At 45.9% G+C, this 25,757-nt stretch carries 24 protein-coding genes and 1 pseudogene; 7 read left to right on the forward strand and 18 right to left on the reverse strand.

All coding sequences use genetic code 11. The annotated features are described in order from the left end of the window. Positions 1-42: 42 nt before the first annotated feature. Complete coding sequence (locus tag R8N47_RS11645) at positions 43-441, reverse strand: RidA family protein (protein ID WP_005375789.1); 399 nt, start codon at positions 439-441, stop codon at positions 43-45. Positions 442-596: 155 nt separating this feature from the next. On the opposite strand from R8N47_RS11645, the gene R8N47_RS11650 reads away from it, so the two are divergent. Beyond that, the gene (locus R8N47_RS11650) at positions 597-1,487 is read left to right on the forward strand and encodes a LysR family transcriptional regulator (protein ID WP_042521081.1); all 891 of its coding nucleotides are present in this window, start codon (positions 597-599) and stop codon (positions 1,485-1,487) included. A gap of 80 nt (positions 1,488-1,567) precedes the next feature. Here R8N47_RS11650 and R8N47_RS11655 read toward each other — a convergent pair whose 3' ends face one another. The 13 genes from R8N47_RS11655 to R8N47_RS11715 form a co-directional block, all read right to left on the reverse strand. After that, the gene (locus R8N47_RS11655; protein WP_042521082.1) at positions 1,568-2,674 is read right to left on the reverse strand and encodes an NADH:flavin oxidoreductase; all 1,107 of its coding nucleotides are present in this window, start codon (positions 2,672-2,674) and stop codon (positions 1,568-1,570) included. A 671-nt stretch (positions 2,675-3,345) separates the two neighbouring features. Continuing rightward, a complete protein-coding gene (gene cyoE / locus R8N47_RS11660) occupies positions 3,346-4,260 on the reverse strand; it encodes a heme o synthase (RefSeq protein WP_017634257.1) in 915 nt (304 codons plus the stop codon). Then, positions 4,221-4,532 (reverse strand): cytochrome o ubiquinol oxidase subunit IV, encoded by a 312-nt coding sequence (gene cyoD / locus R8N47_RS11665; RefSeq protein WP_017634258.1) that lies wholly within the window; start codon positions 4,530-4,532, stop codon positions 4,221-4,223. The genes cyoE and cyoD overlap by 40 nt, the downstream gene beginning before the upstream one ends. Continuing rightward, the gene (cyoC, locus tag R8N47_RS11670) at positions 4,532-5,134 is read right to left on the reverse strand and encodes a cytochrome o ubiquinol oxidase subunit III (protein ID WP_005375782.1); all 603 of its coding nucleotides are present in this window, start codon (positions 5,132-5,134) and stop codon (positions 4,532-4,534) included. The genes cyoD and cyoC overlap by 1 nt, the downstream gene beginning before the upstream one ends. Continuing rightward, positions 5,124-7,160 (reverse strand): cytochrome o ubiquinol oxidase subunit I, encoded by a 2,037-nt coding sequence (gene cyoB, locus R8N47_RS11675; protein WP_005375781.1) that lies wholly within the window; start codon positions 7,158-7,160, stop codon positions 5,124-5,126. The genes cyoC and cyoB overlap by 11 nt, the downstream gene beginning before the upstream one ends. Positions 7,161-7,165: 5 nt before the next feature. Next, positions 7,166-8,047 carry a ubiquinol oxidase subunit II gene (gene cyoA / locus R8N47_RS11680; RefSeq protein ID WP_005388604.1) on the reverse strand — a complete coding sequence of 294 codons (882 nt, stop codon included), beginning with the start codon at positions 8,045-8,047 and terminating at the stop codon, positions 7,166-7,168. 794 nt (positions 8,048-8,841) lie between these two features. Then, positions 8,842-9,600, reverse strand: coding sequence for an SDR family oxidoreductase (locus R8N47_RS11685; protein ID WP_005375778.1), 759 nt, complete (start codon positions 9,598-9,600; stop codon positions 8,842-8,844). A gap of 110 nt (positions 9,601-9,710) precedes the next feature. Further along, positions 9,711-10,616, reverse strand: a complete 906-nt coding sequence (gene mmsB, locus R8N47_RS11690) for a 3-hydroxyisobutyrate dehydrogenase (RefSeq protein WP_318070236.1) — start codon at positions 10,614-10,616, stop codon at positions 9,711-9,713. An 11-nt stretch (positions 10,617-10,627) separates the two neighbouring features. Then, positions 10,628-11,767 (reverse strand): enoyl-CoA hydratase/isomerase family protein, encoded by a 1,140-nt coding sequence (locus tag R8N47_RS11695; RefSeq protein WP_064354636.1) that lies wholly within the window; start codon positions 11,765-11,767, stop codon positions 10,628-10,630. Between the two features lie 8 nt (positions 11,768-11,775). Further along, entirely contained in the window at positions 11,776-12,561 is a 786-nt protein-coding gene (locus R8N47_RS11700) for an enoyl-CoA hydratase (protein ID WP_064354635.1), read from the reverse strand. 38 nt (positions 12,562-12,599) lie between these two features. Continuing rightward, positions 12,600-13,754, reverse strand: a complete 1,155-nt coding sequence (locus tag R8N47_RS11705; protein ID WP_064354634.1) for an acyl-CoA dehydrogenase family protein — start codon at positions 13,752-13,754, stop codon at positions 12,600-12,602. Positions 13,755-13,773: 19 nt separating this feature from the next. Beyond that, positions 13,774-15,267 carry a CoA-acylating methylmalonate-semialdehyde dehydrogenase gene (locus tag R8N47_RS11710; RefSeq protein ID WP_064354633.1) on the reverse strand — a complete coding sequence of 498 codons (1,494 nt, stop codon included), beginning with the start codon at positions 15,265-15,267 and terminating at the stop codon, positions 13,774-13,776. Between the two features lie 23 nt (positions 15,268-15,290). After that, entirely contained in the window at positions 15,291-16,502 is a 1,212-nt protein-coding gene (locus tag R8N47_RS11715) for an acetyl-CoA C-acyltransferase (RefSeq protein WP_017821196.1), read from the reverse strand. 275 nt (positions 16,503-16,777) lie between these two features. Here R8N47_RS11715 and R8N47_RS11720 point away from each other — a divergent pair, with 275 nt between their 5' ends. The 5 genes from R8N47_RS11720 to R8N47_RS11740 all read left to right on the forward strand — a co-directional run bounded on the left by R8N47_RS11720 (position 16,778) and on the right by R8N47_RS11740 (position 21,795). Beyond that, on the forward strand, positions 16,778-17,152 hold the full coding sequence (locus tag R8N47_RS11720) for a MerR family transcriptional regulator (protein WP_017821195.1): 375 nt from the start codon (positions 16,778-16,780) through the stop codon (positions 17,150-17,152). Between the two features lie 66 nt (positions 17,153-17,218). Beyond that, positions 17,219-18,388, forward strand: coding sequence for an isovaleryl-CoA dehydrogenase (locus R8N47_RS11725; RefSeq protein WP_064354632.1), 1,170 nt, complete (start codon positions 17,219-17,221; stop codon positions 18,386-18,388). Positions 18,389-18,413: 25 nt separating this feature from the next. Next, positions 18,414-20,018, forward strand: a complete 1,605-nt coding sequence (locus R8N47_RS11730; RefSeq protein ID WP_064354631.1) for a carboxyl transferase domain-containing protein — start codon at positions 18,414-18,416, stop codon at positions 20,016-20,018. A gap of 29 nt (positions 20,019-20,047) precedes the next feature. Next, positions 20,048-20,887, forward strand: coding sequence for an enoyl-CoA hydratase-related protein (locus R8N47_RS11735; RefSeq protein ID WP_064354630.1), 840 nt, complete (start codon positions 20,048-20,050; stop codon positions 20,885-20,887). Then, positions 20,887-21,795 carry a hydroxymethylglutaryl-CoA lyase gene (locus R8N47_RS11740; RefSeq protein ID WP_042521094.1) on the forward strand — a complete coding sequence of 303 codons (909 nt, stop codon included), beginning with the start codon at positions 20,887-20,889 and terminating at the stop codon, positions 21,793-21,795. The genes R8N47_RS11735 and R8N47_RS11740 overlap by 1 nt, the downstream gene beginning before the upstream one ends. Positions 21,796-21,841: 46 nt before the next feature. Here R8N47_RS11740 and R8N47_RS11745 read toward each other — a convergent pair whose 3' ends face one another. From R8N47_RS11745 to R8N47_RS11755, 4 genes and pseudogenes are all read right to left on the reverse strand, one after another. Next, positions 21,842-22,720 (reverse strand): DMT family transporter, encoded by an 879-nt coding sequence (locus R8N47_RS11745; protein WP_017634269.1) that lies wholly within the window; start codon positions 22,718-22,720, stop codon positions 21,842-21,844. A 391-nt stretch (positions 22,721-23,111) separates the two neighbouring features. Next, positions 23,112-23,648, reverse strand: coding sequence for a methyl-accepting chemotaxis protein (locus tag R8N47_RS28830; protein WP_372036153.1), 537 nt, complete (start codon positions 23,646-23,648; stop codon positions 23,112-23,114). Further along, positions 23,646-24,425 (reverse strand): annotated as a pseudogene (locus R8N47_RS28835) (PAS domain-containing protein); the annotation flags it as partial. The gene R8N47_RS28830 and the pseudogene R8N47_RS28835, both read right to left, overlap by 3 nt. 414 nt (positions 24,426-24,839) lie before the next feature. Next, complete coding sequence (locus R8N47_RS11755; protein WP_153294768.1) at positions 24,840-25,013, reverse strand: hypothetical protein; 174 nt, start codon at positions 25,011-25,013, stop codon at positions 24,840-24,842. 179 nt (positions 25,014-25,192) lie between these two features. On the opposite strand from R8N47_RS11755, the gene R8N47_RS11760 reads away from it, so the two are divergent. Next, entirely contained in the window at positions 25,193-25,633 is a 441-nt protein-coding gene (locus R8N47_RS11760; RefSeq protein WP_005375731.1) for a phosphate-starvation-inducible PsiE family protein, read from the forward strand. Positions 25,634-25,757: the final 124 nt, after the last annotated feature.

The following is a 25,757-nucleotide window of genomic DNA, read 5'->3' on the forward strand; positions in this document are numbered from 1 at the left end:
GCAAGCCACTCACTCACTGATCTCTAATTATTCTCGTTGGATTTATTCTGGTTGGCTTGCCGACGCGTAGACAACAAACTCCACCAACATCTCTTCTCGCGCTAACCCTGCAACCACCATGGCGGCGCGATTTGGGTACGGCGCTTCAAAATATTCCGCGTACACTTGGTTAACGGTCTTTAAGTATTCTCTGTCGGTCACGTAAATCAGGACCTGCAACACCGAGTCCAAAGACTCCCCTGCACACTCCAGGGTGTGAATGAGATTGTTAAAGGTTTGACGTGTTTGTGCTTCGATACCGCCTTCCACAACCGCGCCTGTGTCATCAATAGGAATTTGAGCCGTATACAGGGTTCCGTTGTTGACTATCGCCCATTCAAGCGGCGCTTTAGAAGCAAATAGACTGGTTTTAACTGGGTGTTTTTTGGTAGGAGTATTCACGTGCCTTTCAACCTTTGTAACAGCTTTGTTTCAATATGGTTAAATGATGCACATTGACAGGCGATAAATCTAACGGTAAATTTTTGACATTTGATAAATTAAACTTATCATCCTGTTTAAAATAACGTAAATAAAGGGATTAGGAGGCATTAGGGATGAGTATTAAGCTTCAACAATTAATGCATTTTGTGATGGTAGTCGAGGAAGGAGGCTTTCGAGCCGCTTCACATCGTGCAAATCGTTCTCAGGCGGCACTGTCCACATCGATAAAAGAGCTTGAAAAAATTCTAGGGCAAACGCTGTTTGAACCCGGAAACAAAACCAAATTGACCCCGTTTGGTGAAATTTGTCTTCCCAAAGTGGTTCAGTTTCTCAATATCTACAGTGCACTAGACAACGATCTCAAAGCAGCCGCGGCCGGACAGCAAGGGAGAGTGCGAATTGCGAGCGTTCCTTCTGTTGCAGCGAAGCTCATCCCTAGCGTATTGGGAGCCTTTTGCGAGCAGTATCCAAATGTAGAAGTAAGCTTGATCGATGATAACGCGGCGGGCGTCGAGGCTCGCTTACTCTCCGGTGAAGTCGACTTGGCGCTCGGTAACCCCTCTCACCTCGATGAGGGCGGCATTGACTTTACACCGCTGTTGTCCGACCCCATTGGCGTGGTGTGTTTAAAAGATAACCCGATTGCCAATCAAACAGAGGGAATCGAGTGGCAAACTTTGCTCGAACAACCTTTTATTCGTAACGGCACCTGTACGCTTCTCGATCCAACCCCAGCCAGAGCTCTGAGTCAGCAAGCGCTCTATTCGGTCGAAAATATTACTTCGCTGTTTTCTGTCTTAGAACTTGGGATTGGTGTCACGACCCTACCGAAGCTTGCTTTCCCAACCAATGAAACACGCTTGGTTTGGATTCCGCTTATCGATCCACCACTTGAAAGGCAAATTGGTATATTTACGTTAACCGATCGCACGATCTCGCCTCAAGCTAAAGCATTTCACGATCTTTGTGTGCATTATTTAAACTATCAAAAAGAAGATAGATAATGGTTCGATTAACATGCGGATAATTAAAAGCCTCCATATTCAGAGTGGAGGCTAATTTGTATTTGTGTATTCGCTTCGTTCTATTTTTTGCGACGATTTCGGTTCTTATACACCACGCAAAAGTTACCACGCTTGGTACGACACTTTGAGCAACGTTCGCAATCTAATGGTGCGCGATTGCCTTCTTTCCAACGTTTGATCAACTGCGGCTCAGCCAATAAAGGGCGTGACACAGCAAAAAATTGGATATCTGTGTTTTCTGCAATTTTCTCAATCGCATCAATGTCGCTCAGCCCGCCGACAGTAATCACCGGTATGCTAACGTCCTGACTGATCACGTGACCATATTCGTGAAAGTAACCTTCTTCTTGTAGTCTGTAACCATCGAACGTTTGACCAACAAGTTCGTTTGCTTTGCCGTGAACATTGCCAGATACGATGATCGCATCAACGCCTACTTCTTCAAGTTTCTTACAGACGACGCGAGTTTCATCGAACGTTAAACCGCCGTCAAAGAACTCTGTTGCCGTCAGTTTAACGAGGATCGGAAATTCGCTTCCAACCAGCTTTCTGGTTTCAGAGTAAATTTCTAAAAGAAAGCGCATGCGATTTTCTAAGTCACCACCATATTCGTCTTCGCGACGATTATAGTACGGGCTTAAAAACTGGTTAATTAAATAAGTGTGCGCCGCATGAATCTCTACGCCGTCAAAACCAGCGTCTTGAGCACGTTTACTCGCCAATGCGAATGCCTTTACGATGTAGTCGATTTCGTCCTTTGTCATCGCTTTGCCTTGCGTATTTGTACCACGCTCAGGCACGTCACTCGGAGCGAAGATGACACGCTCACCGACGTTATGGGTGGTTTTGGTGCCACCGTAAGCAATTTGCATCACGATTTTAGAATCTTGTTGATGTACTAGCTCTGTTAGCTTTTTGTATTCTTCAATAAAAGAGTCGTTGTAGATCCCCATCATACCTGCGTTGGGTTTCTCTTCTTCAACGATATTGGCATAACCCGTGACAATAAGCCCAACCTCCCCTTTCGCAAGCGTTTCGTAAATATCGTAAAGCTTTGCCGTCATGTGACCATCTTCGGTCGCCATGTTCTCCCACGTTGCGCTTCTCACAAAACGGTTCTTTAGGGTCATGTTGCCAATGCGGGCTTCGGAAAACAAAATGCTCAAAACCAGTCCTCTTAAAGTTGTCTTTATGTTTTATCTTTTCGCAAGTAAACAAGAACGAAAAAGGAACAGCGATACACGATGTATGGCTGTTCCTTCTCTGAATCCTTGAGACCTGCAAACTACAGGCGCACCTTAATGCCTCGGAGACGACAAAACTTTAATCTGGGTTAAGGTTTAGTGAGTTTTTAGATTATGTAAAAGGATGATTCTTAATCGTGTTCATTTCACTGGAGTTAAGATGCTTCCTCACCCACTTTCAGTCGTAAAACTTTTGTATTTCGCTAGCTGGTGATTCAACTTAAACATTCACATTGTTAGTTTGTATGCTGCCATGGGAACTAGCACTCCCCCCAATGTTTACATTACAAACTATCGATATTGAATTCTCATATGGTAAGTAGAGTTATTGCGCTGTTTATACTTTTTGGCTTAATCGTCGCTATCTCTTGGCATTATTACGCGTCAGCGGAAACGCGCGATCCACTATGTTTTACACACTGGTTGTTTTTGCTTTTAGATATGAATACGTGATAGTGAAGCTAGAGGAGGAACAGGAAAAACAGTGAAAATAAAGGACAATAGAAAGTTAAATGACCTTACTTCCAGGTAAGGCCATTCATGCATTCAGCAGCAAAAGATATTGGCGTTTAGCAAACGCTTAGGTTTGGTTGTTACAGAGCTAGAGGAATCAACTCGACACCAAGCACACCACTGATCCCCATCACCACTAGCAGTGAGACTTTAAACACCGACTTTGACCAAGCGATGTAGTTGTTGTCATCAATGCTGCGAAAGGTCACTTTCGTCCACATAAAGCAAACAACCGCTGCAACCGCTAAGTATTCATACCCGGCTTCACCTAGTAAAAATAACCCCAACGATACTGCTCCAAAAGCCACGACATACGCTTTCATGTGTCGATGCGCTTTATGAATGCCTTCTTTAACTGGCAATACGGGAATCCCGGCTTCTCGGTAGTCTTGCATGCGGAACATGGCAATGGCATACGAGTGCGGCATTTGCCAGAGACAGAACATGGTAAAGAGTAAAATCGCTTCCAAGCTAATGAAGTTTGTTACCGCCAAGTAACCCACCAATGGCGGAACTGCGCCTGAGATACTTCCCACTAAGGTTCCATACACCGAGTTACGTTTGTACCACATCGTGTAAAAGAACACGTAATACACGTAGCCAAGCAACACGACGACAGCGGATAGTGGATTCACTCGGATAAATAACAGTGCGGTTCCTACCAGCAATAAAGCAAGTGCATAAACAAACGCAATATCGATATTGATGTTGCCTTTCACTGTTTCACGATTTCGTGTACGTGCCATCTTTTGGTCGATATCACGATCGAAAATATTATTCACCACACAACCTGAAGCGATGACTAACCCAACACCAACTAACGTCGTAACGAACAACATTAGACTGGCTGGTTCTGTTTTTGCGGCGAGGAAGAACCCCGCCGCAACAGAAATCAGGTTGCCGAAAATAATGCCCGGTTTAGTGATAGACAAATAACTTTTCAGCATACCTTGACCTACAACTTCATGTTGACGTTCATGTTGTAGATGATCCATACCGAGCCAGCGATAAGGATAAGTACAACAATGACGGTAAACATCAGTGATACAAGGTTCCAACGTCCGTCGGATGTTTTTGTTTCCATGTGCAAGAAGTATTTAAAGTGAACAAATATCTGCACTAATGCACATCCAAATAGAATCGCATAGGTCGTTGTATCTGGTAATGATTTCGTCCAAACAAAGTAGAACGGAATTACCGTCAGAATCAGTGAGGCAATAAAGCCTTTCACGTAATCTGACGAACTGGTTTCTACATGTTGATCCATTACATTACCCCCAGTAAGTAAACGATGGTAAAGACACAAATCCAAACGATATCTAGAAAGTGCCAGAATAGGCTTAAGCAGTTAAAGCGCATTGCCATATTGTCGTTCAGACCTTTCGTCGACAGTTGATGATACGCTACCGCTAACCAAATCAGACCAAAGGTTACGTGCAGGCCGTGCGTACCAACCAACGTAAAGAATGCCGATAGGAATGCACTTGTTTGTGGCCCATAGCCTTCTTCAATCAGGTGATGGAACTCATAGACCTCCATACAGATAAAGCCAAGACCAAGCGCGAACGTGACTAACATCCAACGTTTGAGACCAGCAACGTTGTTGCGCTTCATCGCGATAATGCCAAAACCAAATGTGATACTGCTAAACAGCAGCAGCATGGTTTCGACAAAAACGAATGGGAGTTCGAAAATGTCTTTACCTGTTGGGCCCGCAATTGAATTGCTCGACAGCACAGCGTAAGTCGCGAACAAGGTCGCAAACAGTACACAGTCACTCATCAGGTAAACCCAGAAGCCAAATAGCTTGTTGCCATTCGTGTCATGGTGGTGATCATGGTCGTGATGTGCTGCGATATTAGTTTGCATACGTCACCTCCAGATCATCTTTACTTTCGCTGTCTTTCACTGAGTTTTTCTTCGCTTCTTCAAGCTGAGCTCGACGTTCGGCCTCAATTGCTTTGATCTCTTCAACTTCCACGTAGTAATCCACGTCATCGTTGTAGCTGTGCTGAATACACGTCACGATAATACCGACCAAACTTGCCGCCGCTAGCCACCAGATGTACCAAATCATGCCGAAGCCAAATAGGAGCGACCAAGCCGACACGTAGATGCCTGTTGCCGTGTTTTTTGGCATATGAATACGTTCGTATTCCACTTCTTTAGTTGGATCGAACTCGCCACTTTGTTTCTGGTACCAGAAGGCATCCAGCACATCACCTTTTGGTAGGTGCGCAAAGTTGTAGAACGGCGGTGGAGACGATGTTGCCCACTCAAGAGTACGTCCACCCCACGGGTCACCAGTTAGATCACGGTTTTGCTCGCGGTCACGGATACTCACGTAAATTTGGATGAACTGAGACAATACGCCCAGCGCAATCACAACCGTACCTGCTGCGGCAATCGACAACAGTGGGAAGTATTCTGGGTTGATGTCTTGGCTTAAACGACGAGTCATCCCCATGAAGCCCAGCGCGTAAAGCGGTAAGAACGCCATTAAGAAACCAATAATCCAAAGATAGAACGCGCGTTTGCCCCAAGTTTCATTCATGGTGAAACCGGTCGCTTTCGGGAACCAGTAAGTGATCGCAGCGAAACATCCAAACACCACACCACCGATGATAACGTTGTGGAAGTGAGCAATTAGGAATACTGAGTTATGCAGAACGAAATCTGCACCCGGAACAGCCATTAGTACGCCCGTCATACCACCAACAGTAAAGGTGATCAGGAAGCCCACCGTCCACATCATTGGCGTCGTAAAGCGGATGCGGCCTTTGTACATGGTGAATAGCCAGTTGAAGATCTTCACCCCTGTTGGGATAGAAATGATCATCGTGGCAATACCGAAGAAGGCATTTACGTTCGCGCCAGACCCCATCGTAAAGAAGTGGTGTAGCCAAACGACAAAGGCAAGAATCGTGATAACTACGGTAGCCCAAACTAGCGATGTGTAACCGAACAACTTTTTACGTGAGAAGGTTGCGGTGACTTCTGAGAACACACCAAAAATTGGCAAGATCAAGATGTACACTTCTGGGTGACCCCAAGCCCAAATAAGGTTGACGTACATCATTACGTTGCCGCCAAGATCATTGGTAAAGAAGTGCATGCCTAGGTATCTATCCAGCGTTAGCAGAGCGATAGTCACCGTTAGGATTGGGAATGAAATGATGATCAAAATGTTTGCACACAGAGACGCCCAAGTGAAAACTGGCATCTTCATCATTGGCATAGACGGTGTACGCATACGCAAAATGGTCGCGAAGAAGTTCACGCCTGTTAACGTCGTACCAACACCTGATATCTGCAGCGCCCAAATCCAATAGTCGACCCCGACTCCTGGGCTAGCCTCAATACCTGAAAGCGGCGGATACGCCAACCAACCGGTGCGACCAAATTCACCTAAGCCGAGAGACATGTTTGTTAGGATGACACCAACAACAAACAGCCAGAAGCTCAAGTTATTCAGATACGGGAAAGCTACGTCACGCGCACCAATCTGTAATGGCACGATGATGTTCATCAGACCAATAACCAATGGCATCGCTACGAAAAAGATCATGATCACGCCATGGGCAGTAAAAATTTGATCGTAGTGATGCGGTGGCAAGTAACCTGCTTCACCCGCAGAAGAAAGGAGTTGCTGACTACGCATCATGACTGCGTCAGCAAAACCACGAACAAGCATCACCATCGCTACTGCGATGTACATGAAGCCAAGTTTTTTATGGTCTACTGAAGTAAACCATTCATTCCACAAATATTGCCACTTTCCGGCTTTGGTCACCGCGTAAACTACGGCTAAACCAACCAGCGCCACAACCGCTAGGGTGATGACAATAATAGGTTCGTGGAATGGAACTGAATCAAGAGTTAATCTTCCAAACATTACGATTATCCTTGGTTTTCAGGCAAACAGTTCATTGAACCAGGATGCTGAGTCACAACGTCGGTGAACAAGAACGGAGGAACGCTAGAGAACAAAGTGACTGGCTCTGCGATACTTGGCGCTGCCAGTGAGCTGTATTGCTCCCAATCTTCAATACGATCAGGGCTCGCCTTCACTTTCTGCACCCAATTTAGGAACGCAGCACGATCAGACATTGCTGAAGCTGTGAACTTCATTTGCGAAAAGCCTTCGCCGCTGTAGTTCGATGCAAAACCCTTGTAGTCACCTTCGTGGTTCGCTATGAGGTTGAGCTTGGTTACCATGCCTGGCATCGCGTAGATCTGTGTACCTAAGCGAGGGATGAAAAACGCGTTCATGATGTTGTCCGAAGTCAGTTTGAACTGCACTGGCACGTCTTTCGGGAACGCCACATAGTTCACCGTCGCAATGTTTTCTTCTGGATAGATGAACAACCATTTCCAATCGAGTGACACCACTTCGATGGTCATTGGTTTAACATCACTTTCCAAAGGTTTGGATGGCTCTAGTTCATGAGTCGAACGCCATGTGATCGTCGCAAGAATCGCAATGATGATGATTGGAATTGTCCATACCACCACTTCGATTTTGGTCGAGTGTGACCACTCGGGTGCGTACTCTTCTTCAGTGTTAGAGGCGCGGTATCGGTAAGCGAAGTAAATCGTCATTAAAATCACAGGGATTACAACGATCAACATCAGCAAAAGAGCAGTAATAATTAACTCTTTTTCTTGCACACCAATGGCACCTTTGGGGTCAAGTAAAGCTGAATTACATCCTGAGAGCATAAGTATGACGGACGCCAAACTTCCCCTCGACAAGATGCGTTTATATCTTGAGGCTTCCATTAACTTTCTCGATGGTTGTCTGGTTTCAAAGCAGATGCCAATCAAAGTAAATAAGAGCTCACAAATAGCGCAGAGGTAATGTATGAGAACAAGAAAAAACTTCGATAAGTAGTTATTCTACTTACAATTTTTCAACTTCGTCATCAAGCATTTAACCAGCTAGAATGAACCGTTATTTACTACGATACGATTGGTATCAAGCCAAGAACCAGTTGTTATAGTCATTAGAATGTTTATGTGTTGAGCATGAGTAACGTCGGGCTCAGAGCGAAACAAAACGGAATTGAGTGGAGATCAAAACCACACTCTTAGTGTGAGTTTATTGTTACACTTTGAAACACTATGTTACATTTGGCGCATTATGAGGAGTAAAAAGTTAAAGCTCATTAGCCACAACTGGAAACTAACCTTCCATTAATGGAAGTTACACACTTTAAATCGAATATTAACCTCAACACGAATTTCTCGTGCTTCAACAATTAATTATTTAAAAACAAATAGTTGAAACTTAAAATTGATGAGACTGACTATCAACTTCATTTACGCAGATAGCCTTAATGAGAAGCGGAAACTAAAAAAACAAAAGTGTGATCAACATCAAATTAATGATTTCACTTAATATTTGAGTGGTATTTACATCTCTTTATTGGATTGTGAGAAATCATTCTCAAGGTAAATCCAAACATAAGTTGTAAATACATTTGGGTTGCGCAGAATTAGCACTCCACAACATAGAAAATGTTGAAAGGGAAAGAAGCTTGTCATTCCGGTCTGTGGGGCCTAACCCTGGGGCTTTACATACGAATGCCTCCATCCACTTCTAAAACCCTGCCAGTAAAGTAATCACTCTCAATAATGTATTTTACTGCATGCGCGATTTCGCTTGTTTCGCCCATCCTGCCAACTGGGATCATCTTTTCTAATCGCTCTATGGCTTCGGGTTTCATTTGCTCTGCCATCGCGGTGTGTACTACACCTGGTGCAACCGCCGCCGCGCGAATACCGTATCTTGCGAGCTCACGGGCCCATGTTGTCGCCATGGTCGCGACCGCCGCTTTAGATGCAGAATAATTGGTTTGTCCGATATTCCCTGCTCTCGCAACACTAGAAATATTGATGATAACGCCTTGGGAGCCACTCTCAATCATCTTGACGGCAGCTTCACGCCCACACAAAAATGTTCCTGTCACGTTAACGTTCATGACCAAATTGAATTGATCCAAAGACATCTTACTGATCACGCCATCTTTTGCTTTTACAAGTAACCCATCTCTTAACACGCCAGCGTTATTGACTAACCCATTGAGTTGACCAAAATCTTGGATAATCGCTTCAAACGTGGTTTCAACATCGATTTCGTTGGTGACATCCACTTGATATGTCAACGCTTTCGCACTCAGCATTCGACACTGCTCTTGTGTTTCCATTAAGCCACTGGCGTTTACATCCAATAACGCTAAATCAGCGCCAGCTTGAGCAAGGGTAATGGCCATCATTTGCCCAAGCCCCTGCCCTGCTCCTGTAATGGCAATAACACTACTTTTTATGTCCATATTGGTGCACTCCATAGCTCGTAATGTTCTCTATCTCAACCAGTCTAAGTTGGCCGAAATGATGCGCGTTTTAGGTCACCATCTCGGGCTGGTTTGTCACAAAACTCAGTCTAGCCTTTCTTACTCTTGTATAACTCAAATAAGCTTGAGAAATCGAGCTCGCCGTGGCCGCTCGCGTTGTGGAAAGAATATAAGTTGCGCGCTAACGACCCCATCGGAACCGAAGAATGTGTTTGTAACGCCGCATCTAACCCCAAGCCGAGATCTTTTAGCATGAGTTTGCTCATAAAGCCCGGTTGGTAATCGTGACTGGCTGGCGCACTGTCCATCACGCCTGGGCAAGGATTGTAAAGCTCCAATGCCCAATTTCGGCCAGAGCTTTGCAGCATGATGTTTGATAGCACTTTTGGATCGAGTCCATGATCGATACCTAGGTTTAATGCCTCGCACGTACCAGACATTAAAATGCCGAGCATGAGGTTGTTACAGATTTTCGCCATTTGACCATCGCCTGCTTTGCCAGCATGGAAAACATTTTTTCCCATATACTGCAAAATCGCATTGGCTTTAGAAAACGCTTGATCCGAACCACCAACAATAAAGGTTAATGTCGCCGCTTTAGCGCCAGCAACGCCCCCCGAAACGGGTGCGTCGACAAACAACACGCGTTTATTTGCCGCTTCATTGGCGACTAATCGCGCGGAGTCCGGATCAATGGTTGAACAATCAATCATCAAGGTACTTGGCGAGACAAGATTGAGGACACCTACGCCACCGTGTAAGTCACCAAGATACACGGAACGAACGTAAGACCCTGCTGGTAGCATCGTGATGACTGTGCTAGCACCATCTACTACCTCTTCGATAGAGCTCGCCACCACCGCACCAAAAGGTACTAGTTGCTTTGCGGCTTCGCTATCGACATCGAATACTTGCACGTTAAATCCAGACGCGAGTAAGTTTTGCGCCATAGGATGCCCCATTCTTCCTAAACCGATAAATGCGATGGTACTCATGATCATTCTCCTTATTGACCTAGTGTTTGTTCACCCAAATTAGCAAGCGGATGCTCGTTATCTGACCAAAGAGAGGTAAACAAAGTATCGATAACATCTTCATCGACTTCACTGACACTGTTAAATATCCAGCTCGGCTCGCCATCCCGGTCAATGAGCCGAGAACGGACGCCCTCTTTAAACTCACCTAATAAGGCACTGCGAACCGACAAACTCAACTCTAAACGGAAGCAATCTGCAAGCGGTAAGCTGTGGTACTCTTTCACTTGTCTAAAGCAAATATGCGCGGTGATCGGACTGCCCGATGCGAACGTTTGTTTCGCGTTTTCTATCCACTGACTGTTCCCGTCGATAGCCATGATTCGCTGTGCTATCGTATTAAGATCAAAGCCTTTGCACGCTTCCTCTATCTGATCTAAGTATGGACAAATTTGCGTGGTTGGTTTGCTATCAATAACCTGTTCTTCCATTAATTGTAGTAGCGCAGTTACCAACTCTTTCGCATCTTCTTTCCCCCACTGGAGCCGCTTTAGCTCATCCAGTAAGGTGGGATACTGCTCTTCCAACAGTAACCAATCGGCCAAACCAATAGTGACAGCGTCACTTGAGTTCACCATGGAACCTGTCAATCCGAGGAATAAACCCACTTGCGGATCTATCTGGCTTAAAAACCACGTACCTCCCACATCAGGATACAGTCCAATATTGATTTCTGGCATAGCAAGGCGTGATGTTGTTGTCACAACTTTATGGCTGGTTCCCATAAAAAGCCCCATCCCACCACCCATTACAATACCTTCTCCCCAACCGATAATAGGCTTGTTGTAAGTGTGAATGAGATAGTCACACTCATACTCCAACGAGAAATAGTCCGTACAGAACTCTACGATTTTTTCTTTACTCTCGTTATGCATGACGTGATACATAGCTCGAACATCGCCACCAGCACAGAATGCTTTTTCTCCAGCGCCAGTGAGTACCACACAAGTCACATGCGGATCGTCTTGCCACTTGATAAGCTGATCGTTAAGTTGGACTAACATGTCATACGTCAATGCATTCAATGAAGCGGTGTTGTCTAACGTTGCGATACCAATGCGGTGCACGCCATCTAAGCACTCTATTTCACTGATGGTTACCATCCCTGCCATGTGGCCTCCTATCGGTTTTTCCATTGCGGTGGGCGTTTTTCTAAAAAGGCGCGAACACCCTCAACTTGATCTTCCGTATCAAAAAGATTCAAAAACAACTCTCGCTCTTTCATGAAGCCGTGCTTAAGTGGCGCAGAGCGCATATTTTGAATGAGCGCCTTACATGCGGCGACAGAAGATGGCGACTGGTTCGCAACAGATTCAGCAAGCTCTAGCGCTTTACTTAAAGCTTCGCCTTTGGGAACCAACTCCTCAACTAGGCCTAGTTCTTTTGCTTTGTCAGCGCTGACTTGCTCTCCACATAAAATGATGCGCTTTGCCCAGCCTTCCCCCACTAACGCTGTGAGGTTTTGGGTACCACCAGCACAGGGCAAAAGTCCGACTTTGGCTTCTGGTAAAGCAAGTACCGCTTGCTCTTCAACGACTCGAATGTCACAAGCTAATGCCACTTCTAACCCTCCGCCCATGGCGTAACCATTAATGGCGGCAATGGAAACACCACGGAATTCCGAGAGCGTTTCAAAGGCTTCACCAAAGCATCGCGCCATGTCTAACGCAACCGCTTTGTCACCATCAGAAAATAGCTTGAGATCCGCACCAGCAGAGAAAAACTTTTCTCCACTGCCGGTTAAAACCAGTGCGTAGACCTGCTTATCATTGTTAAGTGTGAGTATCAGCGACTTCAGTACCTTGAGGCTCTCTGCTGTCCACGTATTGGCTGGCGGGTTGTTCATCGTCACCACCGCAACGTGATTAGTGATCGTATGTTGAATGGCTTCTTGTGTTAATGGCATATCTGAATCCTTTCTCAATGAGCAAATCCAATACTTCGCTACAGCAAGGCCGATTCCTCAGAGAGCAAACGGCGCGCGATGATCAAGCGCATGATTTCGTTTGTCCCCTCCAGAATTTGATGCACACGCACATCTCTGAAATGACGCTCCATTGGATACTCTTTGATGTAGCCATAGCCGCCATAAAGCTGCAGCGCTTGGTCGCAAACCTGAAAGCCCACATCGGTTGCGAACCGTTTTGCCATTGCGCAATAAGCCGTGGCACCGGGGTCATTTCGGTCGAGTTTACTGGCGGCATAGCGCACTAACTGCCGAGCAGCCACTAGATCTGTCGCCATGTCTGCTAATTTGAATTGTAAGGCTTGAAACTGCGCAAGCGACTTGCCGAACTGCTTACGTTCTTGAATGTACCGTGCCGCCTGATTAAGGGCCTGTTGAGCCGTACCGACGGAACAGGTCGCAATATTTATACGCCCTCCATCAAGCCCTTTCATCGCAAAGACAAAACCTTGCCCTTCTTCGCCCAGTAAATGGCTAGCTGGAATAACGACATTTTCAAAAGTAACCGCTCGTGTTGGTTGGCTGTTCCAACCCATTTTGGGTTCTTTGCGCCCATAGCTGATACCATCTGCGTGAGCAGGAACAACAAATGCAGACACGCCTTTGGCACCCGCTTCTCCGGTTCTCGCCATCACGACCAAAACATCTGTCTCTCCCGCGCCAGAGATAAAGGTTTTGCCGCCGTTGATGACATACTTATCTCCCTTTTTTGTAGCGGAAGTGGTCAGTGCAGCGGCGTCTGATCCTGCGTTGGGTTCGGTTAAGCAATAGGAGCCTAACCACTCCCCCGTAACTAATTTCGGACAGAACTGCGTTTTGGCTTCATCGGTAGCAAAACTGGCTATCATCCAACTCACCATATTGTGGATAGTCATGAAAGCGGTCGTCGACGTACAGCCCATTGAGAGTTGTTCAAAGATAATTGACGCATCCAAACGGCTTAACCCTAAGCCGCCATGTTCTTCTGGTGTGTAGAGACTGAGAAACCCCAGTTCCCCCGCCTCTCTCAATACGTCCTTGGGGAAGATCTGCTTTTCATCCCATTCCGCCGCCATCGGTGCTAAACGCTCATCGGCAAATTGTTGAGCGGTATCGGCAAATGCACGTTGATCTTCATTAAGTTCAAAGTCCATAAAAGCTCCTTTTATTCACTCAGCGCAGTTGGATGGTCAGATTGGGCCCCGTCGGAATATCGTCATCAAACCAACGTGCCGTCACCGTTTTAGTCTCGGTATAAAAACGTACCGCTTGTTTACCATACGCATGTAAATCACCATAGAAACTGCCTCTCCAACCAGTAAAGGAGAAAAATGGTAAAGGAACTGGAATAGGCACATTGATCCCAACCTGACCGACTTGAATGTCATGCTGATATTTTCTCGCAGCAGCGCCATTAGCGGTAAATATAGAAGTTCCGTTGCCGTAAGGGTTGCGATTCACTAACTCAATAGCTTCTTGCAACGTTTCGACTTCCATACAAACTAAGACAGGGCCAAATATCTCTTGCGTGTAAATCGACATGTTCGCTGTTACACCGCTAAACAAGGTTGGGCCAATCCAGTTTCCATCGGGAAAGCCTTCCACTTCACACTGACTGCCATCGAGTTCACACACTGCGCCTTGTTGTTTGCCATCTTCAATTAGGTCCAATACGCGTTGTTTAGCTTGCTCACTGATCAGTGGGCCATAAGCAGCTTGCTCATCGTCCCAAGGCCCTGGGTGTACTTTCGCCATTGCCTGTTTGAGGTCTGTAATCCATTGTTTTGAATCGCCGACAAATACCGCAACAGAAATTGCCATACAACGCTGCCCCGCAGCCCCTACGGAGGCTCCGATTAGGTTATTCACCACTTGATCTTTGTTTGCATCAGGCATGATCACCATGTGATTCTTTGCACCAGCAAAAGCTTGAACCCGTTTAAAATGTTTAGTCCCTGTGGTGTAGATATAACGGGCAACGGGAACCGAGCCAACAAATGACACCGCTCGAATATCAGGATGAGCCAGAAGAAAGTCGACTTGCTCTTTGCGGCCATGAACGATCTGCAACACTCCTTTCGGCGCGCCAGCTTGCTCAAATAATTCAGCTAAACGAATAGAGGTCAATGGCACTTGTTCGGAGGGTTTAAGCACAAATGTATTGCCCGCAGCGATAGCGATTGGGAACATCCACAACGGAATCATGGCAGGAAAGTTAAATGGCGTAATGCCGCAACAAACACCTAGGGGCTGAATCATTGAGTAACTATCAATATCCGTGGCAACGTTTTCGACGGTTTCGCCCATCATGTTGCTAGCAATGTTTGCCGCCTGCTCAACCACCTCGATACCACGCCACACATCGCCTTTAGCATCCGCTAAAATCTTACCCGTTTCATGAGAAAGCAGTGTGGCAAGCTCATCATGATGCTCTTTGAGCAAGTGCTGATAACGAAGCATGACTCTGGCACGCTCGGATACTGCCACTTCCTTCCAGGATTGGAATGTCTCTTTCGCATTATCAATGGCAGCTTCCATCTCGTGCTCTGTGGAACATGGAACGTACGCAATGACATCATTAGTGGCAGGATTGGTTACCTCAACCCAATCCGATGTTTGAGATTCACGAAACTCGCCACCAATAAACAAGGGAACCAAACGAGTCATCATTTACTCCTTTCTGATTTCAATTAAAGCGGTATTTCAATGCCTATCGCCGTGGCTTCTCCACCACCGATACAAAGTGACGCAACACCCCGCATCACTTTTTTGGCTTCGAGATCACCATTGGTGCCTAGCGCTTGTAGCTGACGCAAACTGTGAATCAATGTCACCAGAATTCGTGCGCCACTAGCCCCTATCGGATGCCCAAGTGCACAGGCTCCACCTTTAATATTTACTTTGCTCGTATCAAGCCCAAGTTCCGCCACCGCTATTTGTGTCACAACGGCAAAGGCTTCATTGATTTCCCACAGGTCCACTTCATAAATTGACCAATCTAGCTGGAACAGCAGTTGCTCAATTGCGTAGACGGGTGCCAAAGTAAATTCTGCAGGTTTTCTGGCATGTGTAGAGTGCGCCTTGATGATCGCAAGTGGTTTAAGCCCCTGATGACGCGCAGTGTCTTCATCCATAAGCACAAGAGCCGCCGCGCCATCTGAAATGGCACTCGAATTAGCAGCGGTCACCGTACCTTTTTCATCGAATGCAGGTTTGAGTTGAGGAATTTTACCAAGGTCAATCGAGCGTGGGTGCTCATCGTAGTCCAGCACCGCTTGTTCTGACTTGGTATTGAGTGAAACCGGCGAAAGTTCATCGGCAAACAAGCCTCGCTCTTGAGCTTCCAACGCACGTTTTGCCGACATCACGGCCCATTCATCCATTTGCTCTCTGGTGAACTTAAGCCTGTCAGCGACTTGCTGAGCATAAACACCCATTAAGTGCCCTTCGTAAGCATCTTGTAGCCCATCGAGAAACATGTGGTCATACGTAGACTGGTGCCCCATACGCATTCCCTTTCTCGCCTCCCTCAGCAAATACGGCGCATTGGTCATACTTTCCATACCACCAGCAATGGCAGAGCGAATCGTTCCAGCTTTAATGAGATCGTGCGCTAACATGACGCTCTTCATGCCAGAGCCACACACTTTGTTAATGGTGGTGCACCCTACGCCCAAAGGAAGATCTGCCCCCATAGATGCTTGCCTAGCAGGAGCTTGTCCACACCCTGCTGGAAGCACACATCCCATGAACACTTCATCCACCGAAGTCACATTCACTTCGTGCATTGCCGCCTTGATCGCCAGTGCGCCTAATTGAGGAGCAGAGTAAGTTTGCAACTTGCCTTGAAAGCGCCCAATTGGCGTTCTTTTCGCGCTGACAATCCAGATGTCTTTTCCCATGATTCGCATTCCCTTAAGGTATATGTGAACACTTGGCAGACTGATGACACCCTACATAGAATTACTCACCAAGCGCCACACCAGCCTTTATCGCCTTTTTCACTAACAAACTTTCATTCCGCGATTTCTTGACGTTTACGTAAGCATAGCACTAGCCTTTACAATGAGATGAAAAAACACACCAAGCAGACGTTTATATTTCAAAGTTGATGTTCGGCCTTCCCATTTAAGGTTCGATTTCCAGAAACTGGATTTTTATTCGAGGTAAGTATGTTATGGAAAAATACAAGATCAGTGACCTCGCCAAGGAGTTTGATATTACTACTCGCAGTATCCGGTTTTATGAAGACGTGGGTCTGATTGAACCAGAGCGAAAAGGCAATATGCGCGTTTATCAACGCAGGGATAGAATTCGCCTCAAACTGATTTTAAGAGGGAAACGACTCGGTTTTTCGTTGGCAGAAATTCGTGAACTTTTCGAGCTCTACGACATGCAACAAACCGAAGGACAGTTATTGAAAATGCTCAATATCATTGAAGAGAAACAAGCCGTCCTACAGCAACAACTCAACGACATCAGCGTCGTTATGGCAGAGTTGAATGCCGCTAAGGAGCGTTGTATTCAAACACTCAAAAGCAAGCAGACATAAACGCTATACTCAATTAGCAACACCGCTACAGGCTTTTCCACCTTACCTCTGATACCGGGAGACGTTATGAAAAGCACTTATACCCCACTCAATTTCGGACTTGGTGATACCATCGATATGCTCCGAGAACACGTTAATGCCTTTGCTACGGAACATATTGCGCCCATCGCCGCTGAGATAGACCGCGATAACCAGTTCCCGAATCATTTATGGCCTTTGTTGGGAGAAATGGGGTTGCTTGGTGTGACCGTCGATGAAGAGCTTGGTGGTGCAGGCATGGGATACCTCGCTCATGTTGTTGCCATGGAAGAAATCAGCCGTGCCTCTGCGTCTGTCGCTTTAAGCTACGGAGCTCATTCTAACCTGTGCGTCAACCAAATCTTTCGTAACGGCACGCCTTCTCAACGCGAAAAATACCTTCCAAAACTCATTGATGGTACGCACGTTGGCGCCCTAGCGGTGAGTGAGCCCAATGCCGGTTCAGACGTGATAAGCATGCAACTGAAAGCGGAGAACAAGGGCGACCATTTTGTACTGAATGGCAACAAAATGTGGATAACAAACGGGCCCGATGCTGACGTAGTGGTGCTTTACGCTAAAACAGATGTCAGCGCAGGTTCACGTGGCATTACCGCATTCATTATTGAACGTAACTTCGCAGGTTTCACTCATGCTCAAAAGCTGGACAAGCTAGGCATGAGAGGCTCGAATACTTGCGAACTTGTATTTAACCATTGCGTAGTGCCAAAAGAGAATATTCTTGGCGAGTTGAATCAAGGCGTCGAGGTGTTAATGAGTGGGCTGGATTACGAGCGCGTCGTCCTCGCTGCCGGACCACTCGGGATAATGCAAGCTTGCATGGACATTGTGGTCCCGTACGTACATGAACGAGAGCAGTTTGGAAAACCCATTGGCGAGTTTCAGTTAGTTCAGGGCAAGATCGCCGATATGTACTCTCGAATGAGTGCAGCAAAAGCGTATGTATATACCGTCGCAGCGGCTTGTGATCGAGGTAACGCTACACGCAAAGACGCCGCTGGCGCGATTTTGTACAGTGCAGAACTCGCCACACAAATGGCACTCGATGCAATCCAGTTGCTCGGTGGGAATGGCTACATCAATGAATACCCTGCTGGTCGTTTGCTACGTGATGCAAAGCTTTATGAAATCGGCGCGGGTACCTCTGAGATTCGCCGCATGTTAATAGGCCGAGAGCTGTTCGAAGAATCTCGCTAACGGAACATACGACAAGGAAGTCATTATGGCCATTATCAAAAGTAAAACTAAGCCAACTGACGAGTTATTTCTTTCCAATAAAGCTGCGATGGAAACGTTGGTCACTCAACTTAATCAACACATCGAGACCATCAAACAGGGCGGCGGTGAAAAAGCCATTCAGCACCAGAGGCAAAAAGGAAAACTCCCCGCCCGAGAACGCATCGCGCGCTTGCTTGATGACAACACTGACTTTCTTGAAATCAGCCAGTTTGCCGCCTGGCAAGTGTATGACGAAGCGATCCCCTGCGCTGGCGTTATCGCCGGCATTGGTATCATAGAGGGGATTCAATGCATGGTCATCGCCAACGATGCTTCGGTAAAAGGCGGAACCTACTACCCACTCACGGTAAAAAAACACCTTAGAGCGCAAGAGATTGCCCAACGTTGCCAACTCCCCTGCGTGTACTTGGTGGACTCCGGTGGCGCAAATCTCCCTCATCAGTCCGACGTCTTCCCCGACAAAGAACACTTTGGTCGCATTTTCTTTAACCAAGCGAGAATGTCGGCGAAAGGCATCCCCCAAGTTGCTGTTGTGATGGGGCTTTGCACTGCTGGAGGCGCGTACGTTCCTGCCATGGCGGATGTGTCCATTATGGTTAAAGAGCAAGGCACCATTTTTTTGGCGGGGCCACCTTTGGTGAAAGCGGCCACTGGCGAAGTCGTGACGGGTGAAGAGCTCGGCGGTGCAGACGTGCATTGTCGAAAATCTGGTGTCGCAGATTATTACGCTGAAAATGATGAACATGCCCTAATGCTTGCGAGAGAAGCCATTGCCAATGCCAATAGAACAAGACCTGTTAAGCCAGAAAACACCGTACTTCCTCCCCGCTACGACGCAGAAGAAATCTACGGAATCGTGAATGCCAACTTACGACTGTCATTCGACGTTCGAGAAATTATTGCCCGCATCGTCGATGATTCTGATTTCGACGAATTCAAAGCCTTGTATGGCAGAACGCTAGTGTGTGGCTTCGCTCGTATTCAAGGACACTTGATTGGTATTGTGGCAAACAACGGTATCTTGTTTTCTGAATCGGCACAAAAAGGCGCGCACTTTATTGAGCTGTGCGCCAAACGGAAAACACCGCTTCTCTTTCTCCAAAACATTACCGGCTTTATGGTCGGAAAAAAGGTTGAAGAAGAAGGCATCGCAAAACATGGCGCCAAGCTAGTGATGGCCGTCGCTTGTGCTGACGTGCCGAAGTTTACCGTGATCATCGGTGGATCGTACGGCGCTGGTAATTACGGCATGTGCGGCCGAGCGTATGATCCAACCATGATGTGGATGTGGCCGAACGCGCGTATTTCTGTGATGGGCGGAGAACAAGCAGCAGGCGTTTTAACACAAGTTCGAAAAGACGCGAAGGAACGTCAGGGGGAAGCGTGGTCAGAGCAAGAAGAGCACATTTTTAGAGAATCGATCATAGACTTGTATGAAACACAAGGACATCCCTATTTTGCGAGTGCTCGGCTATGGGATGACGGAATTATTGACCCTAAAAAAACGCGTCAGGTGTTGAGTCAAGCGTTAACGGCAGCATTAAATGCCCCCATTCCTGATAGCGAGTTTGGCGTCTTCAGAATGTAAACATCCAAAGATGAATTAAGGAAGTTAGTATGCAGGAAATGCAACCAAGCATTATTCCCAACGCCCAAAGGCAAGATGATGTTCTTTGGCATGTCGATGATAATGGCGTAGCGACCATTACCCTAAACAGAACAGCCAAACACAATGCTTTTGACGCTTGTACGATCGACTTGCTGATCCACCGCCTAGATTATCTCGCTTTACGAACGGATGTGCGGTGCTTGGTATTAAGAAGTAACGGTAAGCATTTTTCATCCGGGGCCGATTTGAATTGGATGCAGTCGATGGCCGAAAGCACGAGGCAAGATAACTTCGTTGATGCCCAAAACTTGGCAAGACTCATGGAAACATTAGATTCGTTCCCTCAACCCACCATCGCAGTTGTTCAAGGTTCCGCTTATGGTGGTGCTTTAGGGTTGATTTGTTGTAGTGATATCGCCATCGCAAGCCAAAGTGCCAACTTTTGCTTAAGTGAAGTTAGGCTTGGTTTAGTTCCAGCAACCATTGCGCCTTACGTCATGCGCGCGATGGGGAATAGACAAGCTAGACGCTATATCTTAAGTGGTGAAGTCATTTCAGCCGAAGATGCCGAACGGTTTGGTATTGTGCACGAAGTGAAAGAAGCCAAACAGCTTGAAAATGCGGTCGATAGCGTAATCAAGACGTTGCTACTTAATAGCCCAGATGCGATGCGTAAAGCGAAAACGCTCTGCCATCAATGTCATCAAAACCCCATCGATCAACAACTGATTCACTATACTAGCAAGCTCATTGCGGACATTAGAGTATCACCCCAAGGTCAAGATGGGCTGCAAGCGTTTCTTGAAAAACGTAGCCCAAGTTGGGTCACCAAGTCACAGGACAAGTAATGCTACCTTCCAAAGTAAAGATTGTCGAAGTAGGTCCTAGAGATGGGTTGCAAAATGAACCTCCTGTTGCGACCCAGACTAAAATCCGGCTGATCAACTTACTCTCTGATACTGGGTTAACGCATATTGAGGCGGGCTCTTTTGTTTCGCCCAAATGGGTGCCACAAATGGCGGACTCAACAGAGGTCATGAAAGCAATAACAAGGCGAAATCATGTTACTTATTCTGCCCTGACACCAAACCTAAAAGGCTTCGAACAAGCCTTGGAGGCTGGTGCCAATCAGGTCGCGATTTTCACTTCATCATCAGAAGGATTCTGCCAACACAATATCAATTGCTCGATTGCAGAAAGCCTAACTCGCTTCGAACCTGTAATGCGATTAGCCACCAAACACGGCATCCCTGTTCGTGGCTATCTATCCTGCGTTGCCGACTGCCCTTACGATGGCCCGACAGCCCCTAAACAAGTGGCGAGCGTGGTCAAATCACTCATCGATTTAGGGTGTTATGAGGTGTCTCTAGGCGACACAATCGGTACAGGCACGCCAAACCGTATCGCTGCTATGCTGGAAGCCGTCATGTTGGTTGCACCTCTTCCCCAGCTTGCTGTCCATTTCCACGACACATGGGGACAAGCTCTCACCAACATTTATCAGGCATTGAGTATGGGCATCAATACCATCGACAGTAGTGTAGCTGGGCTGGGTGGATGCCCATACGCTCATGGCGCATCAGGAAATGTCGCAACGGAGGATGTACTGTATTTATGCCAAGGGTTAGGAATAGAAACGGGGATCGACTTAGAGCTACTGGCTAAAGCTGGCTGGATGATCAGCGAAGAGCTGGGTCGGCAGCCTACATCAAAAGTGTCATTAGCATTGCGTAACCGCGTATTATCACTTTCGTAGAAGGCCATCCGGCACCTCAAATTCTCCCAACCCAAGTTAATTTGCTCTACTTTCGGGTAGGGAAGCGAAACCGCCCGCCAGTACGATAAATAATTAGAGAAAATAAGATAAGCACACAACCTACTAGTTTATTTGCCGTTAGTACTTCGCCATACCACAGCACGCTCAGAATAACCGTCCAAACTGGTTCTAATATCATAATTAGAGCAGCGTTACCTGCCTGAACAAATTTTTGCCCCATGGTTTGCATTACGTAACGCAAGCTCGTCGCTAATAAGGTACTCAACGCAAACCACCACCAAATAGAGGAGTCCACCTCTACCGGGAAAGATTCCATAAAAAATGAAACCAACAAACCTAAACAACCTGCTGAAAAAAGTTGCACGCAAGTAAGCAGCAGCACAGGTAGTTTTTGAGAGTATTTGCTGTTCACATTAAAATGAAGCGCCAAAACCAGTGCTGCACCAAGAAACCACAATTGACTGGCCGATTGTTTCCAGCCACCAACTAAAGAAAGACAAGCAAGACCTAATACAGCGATAGGCAAAGAAAGCCAGAAAATTCGTTGTGGTCGTTGACGAAACATAACCCATGCAACAATCGGCACAAACAGCATGGAAAGGCTCATGATAAATGCGCCTTCCCCGAGAGTATCACTGATAGAAATAGCGTAAATCCATGTCATAACGGCACTGCCTAACAGGAGCCCGACACCACCAGCAGAAAGCACATCTTTTAAGTTTGCTTTCAGCAAAGGTCGGTAACATAGAGGCAGTAAGCAGAGCGAAGCGATAGTAAATCGCGCCCCAATAAAGCCAAAAGGTGGTAAACCCTGTATTGTTTCCTTAGAGAATATCCAGCCAAGTGCCGCGATCATCGTCGTCGCAACCAGAATAACCGTCGCTTTGCGTTCTGAGTTAAACATAAGTACTCACAAAATATGGAACACACAATAGCGCAGCAAGAGAGTTTTACTGCGCTATTGTGTAAATTTGAAAGGGGTTTGTGTCGAGCGAAAAAGTGAAAGCCCGATCCTCTCCTGTATTGTTGTCACGCAGATTGAAGTTCTGCTGCTAGATACATTAAATGCAGGCAAAGTCTTAAGGCAAGCCTTTTCGCATACTAAATTACTTTAGCATTCTATACAGCAAGCAAACTGGCTAAAACCTGTACCGGGTGTCGAACTACCTCCCCTTCAAAACGCTTAACTTGACTGCGGCAGGAGTAGTATTGCGACTTCAACGCTCCTCAATACAGGTTGAATAAGGCGAATTGCTTTTTACCCATCGCCCCTACAATGAAAACTTATTGATTAACTACAACGAGCGGTTAAATTGCTCCACGGCCTCTACAACACGGCTAGCGCCATCTTGTATTTCATTCATCACATTGCCTGCTTTTTCAGAGAGCTCTAGCGTATCTAGTGCTTCTTTTTGGCATTTAGCGATCAGCTTAACTGCGTTATCTGTTCGCTGTAGGTTTTCACTGACCATTGTGACAATTTCATCGGTGGTTGCATTGGTTCTTGTAGCAAGCTGTCTGACTTCATCAGCAACAACGGCAAAACCTCTACCATGCTCACCCGCACGAGCCGCTTCTATCGCCGCATTTAACGCCAACAAGTTAGTTTGGTCAGCGATACCACTGATGCTATTTACCAACTCGCTAATACGCGATGAGTGCGCTTTAAGCTCGTCAATCGCGGTGTTCGCTTGCTGCATTTGCTCGGAAAGTATCTGCATCTTTTCTAACGTTGAGCCTATAACCTCTTGCCCTTGCAGGGTTTGTGTTCCAGTTTCTTGGGAGATTTCATTCGCCAATTGCGCAGCCTGGGCCATTTTCTGTTCCTGCATTACCTGCTGGGTAATATCTGTCGCGAACTTAACGACCTTATAGAGCTCTCCTCTGTCGTTATGGATTGGGTTATATGAAGCCTCTAACCACACCTCTTCACCATAACGGTTAACTCGTTTGAATCGCTCTGATGAAAATTGCCCTTTTGCTAAACGTTGCCAAAACTCACGGTAAGCTTGAGAGCTCGACTCTTCCTGATCACAAAACATGCGATGATGCTTCCCTAGAATCTGATCAAGCGTATAACCCATTGTGTTTAGGAAATTATCGTTGGCTTTTAAAACATGGCCATCTAATGTGAACTCAATCACCGCCATAGAACGACTTAATGCATTTAGCATGTCCTCTTGCTCACGAGATGATTTGATCGTTCGCGTAAGTTCAGAAGCAAAAACAAAAAAGCTTTCTACTTCTCTGTGCTCATTTAAAACAGGCTGGATAATCGTTCTTAACCATGCTTCCTCACCATTACCTTTCTGTACTTGCAATGCCCCATTCCAGAACACTTTATCTTGGACGGCTTTCTTCATTCGATGAAAGTGATCTGTATTGCGCGAATTTGACGGTACCAATTCAGTAATTGATTTCGTTAAGATCTCATCATCATTTAAGAAAAGTTCTTGCTGTAGCTTAGTATTTGTAGAAGTAATGATACCTTTACTATCCAATGTTAAGCGGATCATCTCTTCATCTAAACTGGTTTGGATTTGCTGCAGGATTTGCAACTCCTGCTTTAATCGTTGATTTTCTTGTTGAAGCGACTTATTAAAAAACATGACTTTCTCTCATTTGACCGACCTTCGGATTAGTCAAAGGTTTATTATTTGTATACCGAATAAACTGCAAGCGGCAAAATCGTTTGGTTGCATATTCAAACGCGATTTCTATTTCTTATCAAAGGACCCCGCAGGGAATACGGCGATTTTTTCTCCAGTGTAACCTAAGCGCAGTATACTGAAATTTCTTCAGCACCCAAGTTGTTTATATAATTATCAATATTAAAGCTCTTTATCGCCAATTTGAGGTTTGTATTTGTGGATATACTTATATGGAGAAGTGGTGTGTTCAGATCAATAAGCCTTTTCATTTAAAAAAAGGGCCTTGACTTAGTTCCAATAATTTTCGCCGTTTTACCGCTTTTCCACCCGACTTTTGAGCGATTACCCACTCCTTATTCGCTTGTATTTCTATTAACAACGCACGGAGGAACCAGCAACAAGCGCATCGATTTGCCCAGTATCAATACGTTGTGGTATCCGCTCATTCAGTTTGCCGTGAAGGTGATGAATCACCACCTCACCAGTCGACTCGTCACGATCAGAAATGAGGCAATGAGGTAATGAGGTAATGAGGTAATAACGCATGACACCAGAGATTACATTATGTGTCCAACATTGTGCCCACTCCTAAGTTTCATAACTTCCTTCCCTCGGACGCTTCTATCTCTCACCACAGCAACTATGCTTTAAACGACATGTATTCAATTGTCTAGCTTCAACATATGAAGGTTAAGTGAACATAAACAAGCGAAGGAAACAGGGCCATGGAAGTCGATAAAAATGATAAGTTAACAAAAAAATTACAGATAGTGATTCATTGGTCTGTAAGAGTATTGTCGATAGTTATGTTGTTTGTAATCGTCATGGGTGTGATAGATGTTGCATGGACGATATATCAAAAACTTATCACGCCACCTAAACTCATTCTGACGATTTCAGATATGCTAGCCACTTTTGGTGCTTTTATGGCCGTTTTAATTGCTATTGAAATTTTCATCAATATAACTATTTACCTGAGAGAAAATGTTATTCATGTAAAAATCGTCATGGCCACCGCGCTGATGGCAATCTCCCGAAAGGTCATTATTATAGACTTTGAAACCTTGTCTCCAATGTACCTGATTGGAATTGCGGCTGTAGTTCTTAGTATGAGTCTTGGTTACTGGCTGATCCATAAACTGCCCAATAAGAGCCATACTGAATAAACTTCTCAGCCTCCCGAATTTTCAGATACTCTCAAGGCATGAAAAAGTCTTGTCTTGGCACGTTGGAAGCTAATAAATTCCTCCATGCTAGACTCTATATACTGCGAGACTACAAGATTATAGA

This window comes from Vibrio sp. 2132-1 (genome assembly GCF_033344315.1).

Coding starts and splice junctions, on each gene's coding strand:
- R8N47_RS11710 (WP_064354633.1), bottom strand. CDS start 15,267: ATGACTCGTTTGGTTCCCTTGTTTATTGGTGGCGAGTTTCGTGAATCT.
- R8N47_RS11735 (WP_064354630.1), top strand. CDS start 20,048: ATGCAGGAAATGCAACCAAGCATTATTCCCAACGCCCAAAGGCAAGAT.
- R8N47_RS11650 (WP_042521081.1), top strand. CDS start 597: ATGAGTATTAAGCTTCAACAATTAATGCATTTTGTGATGGTAGTCGAG.
- mmsB (WP_318070236.1), bottom strand. CDS start 10,616: ATGAGTACCATCGCATTTATCGGTTTAGGAAGAATGGGGCATCCTATG.
- R8N47_RS11755 (WP_153294768.1), bottom strand. CDS start 25,013: ATGCGTTATTACCTCATTACCTCATTACCTCATTGCCTCATTTCTGAT.
- cyoD (WP_017634258.1), bottom strand. CDS start 4,532: ATGGATCAACATGTAGAAACCAGTTCGTCAGATTACGTGAAAGGCTTT.
- cyoE (WP_017634257.1), bottom strand. CDS start 4,260: ATGGATCATCTACAACATGAACGTCAACATGAAGTTGTAGGTCAAGGT.
- R8N47_RS28830 (WP_372036153.1), bottom strand. CDS start 23,648: ATGCAGGAACAGAAAATGGCCCAGGCTGCGCAATTGGCGAATGAAATC.
- R8N47_RS11705 (WP_064354634.1), bottom strand. CDS start 13,754: ATGGACTTTGAACTTAATGAAGATCAACGTGCATTTGCCGATACCGCT.
- R8N47_RS11685 (WP_005375778.1), bottom strand. CDS start 9,600: ATGGACATAAAAAGTAGTGTTATTGCCATTACAGGAGCAGGGCAGGGG.
- cyoB (WP_005375781.1), bottom strand. CDS start 7,160: ATGTTTGGAAGATTAACTCTTGATTCAGTTCCATTCCACGAACCTATT.
- R8N47_RS11760 (WP_005375731.1), top strand. CDS start 25,193: ATGGAAGTCGATAAAAATGATAAGTTAACAAAAAAATTACAGATAGTG.
- cyoC (WP_005375782.1), bottom strand. CDS start 5,134: ATGCAAACTAATATCGCAGCACATCACGACCATGATCACCACCATGAC.
- R8N47_RS11745 (WP_017634269.1), bottom strand. CDS start 22,720: ATGTTTAACTCAGAACGCAAAGCGACGGTTATTCTGGTTGCGACGACG.
- R8N47_RS11695 (WP_064354636.1), bottom strand. CDS start 11,767: ATGGCAGGGATGGTAACCATCAGTGAAATAGAGTGCTTAGATGGCGTG.
- R8N47_RS11725 (WP_064354632.1), top strand. CDS start 17,219: ATGAAAAGCACTTATACCCCACTCAATTTCGGACTTGGTGATACCATC.
- cyoA (WP_005388604.1), bottom strand. CDS start 8,047: ATGGAAGCCTCAAGATATAAACGCATCTTGTCGAGGGGAAGTTTGGCG.
- R8N47_RS11720 (WP_017821195.1), top strand. CDS start 16,778: ATGGAAAAATACAAGATCAGTGACCTCGCCAAGGAGTTTGATATTACT.
- R8N47_RS11730 (WP_064354631.1), top strand. CDS start 18,414: ATGGCCATTATCAAAAGTAAAACTAAGCCAACTGACGAGTTATTTCTT.
- R8N47_RS11715 (WP_017821196.1), bottom strand. CDS start 16,502: ATGGGAAAAGACATCTGGATTGTCAGCGCGAAAAGAACGCCAATTGGG.
- R8N47_RS11740 (WP_042521094.1), top strand. CDS start 20,887: ATGCTACCTTCCAAAGTAAAGATTGTCGAAGTAGGTCCTAGAGATGGG.
- R8N47_RS11700 (WP_064354635.1), bottom strand. CDS start 12,561: ATGCCATTAACACAAGAAGCCATTCAACATACGATCACTAATCACGTT.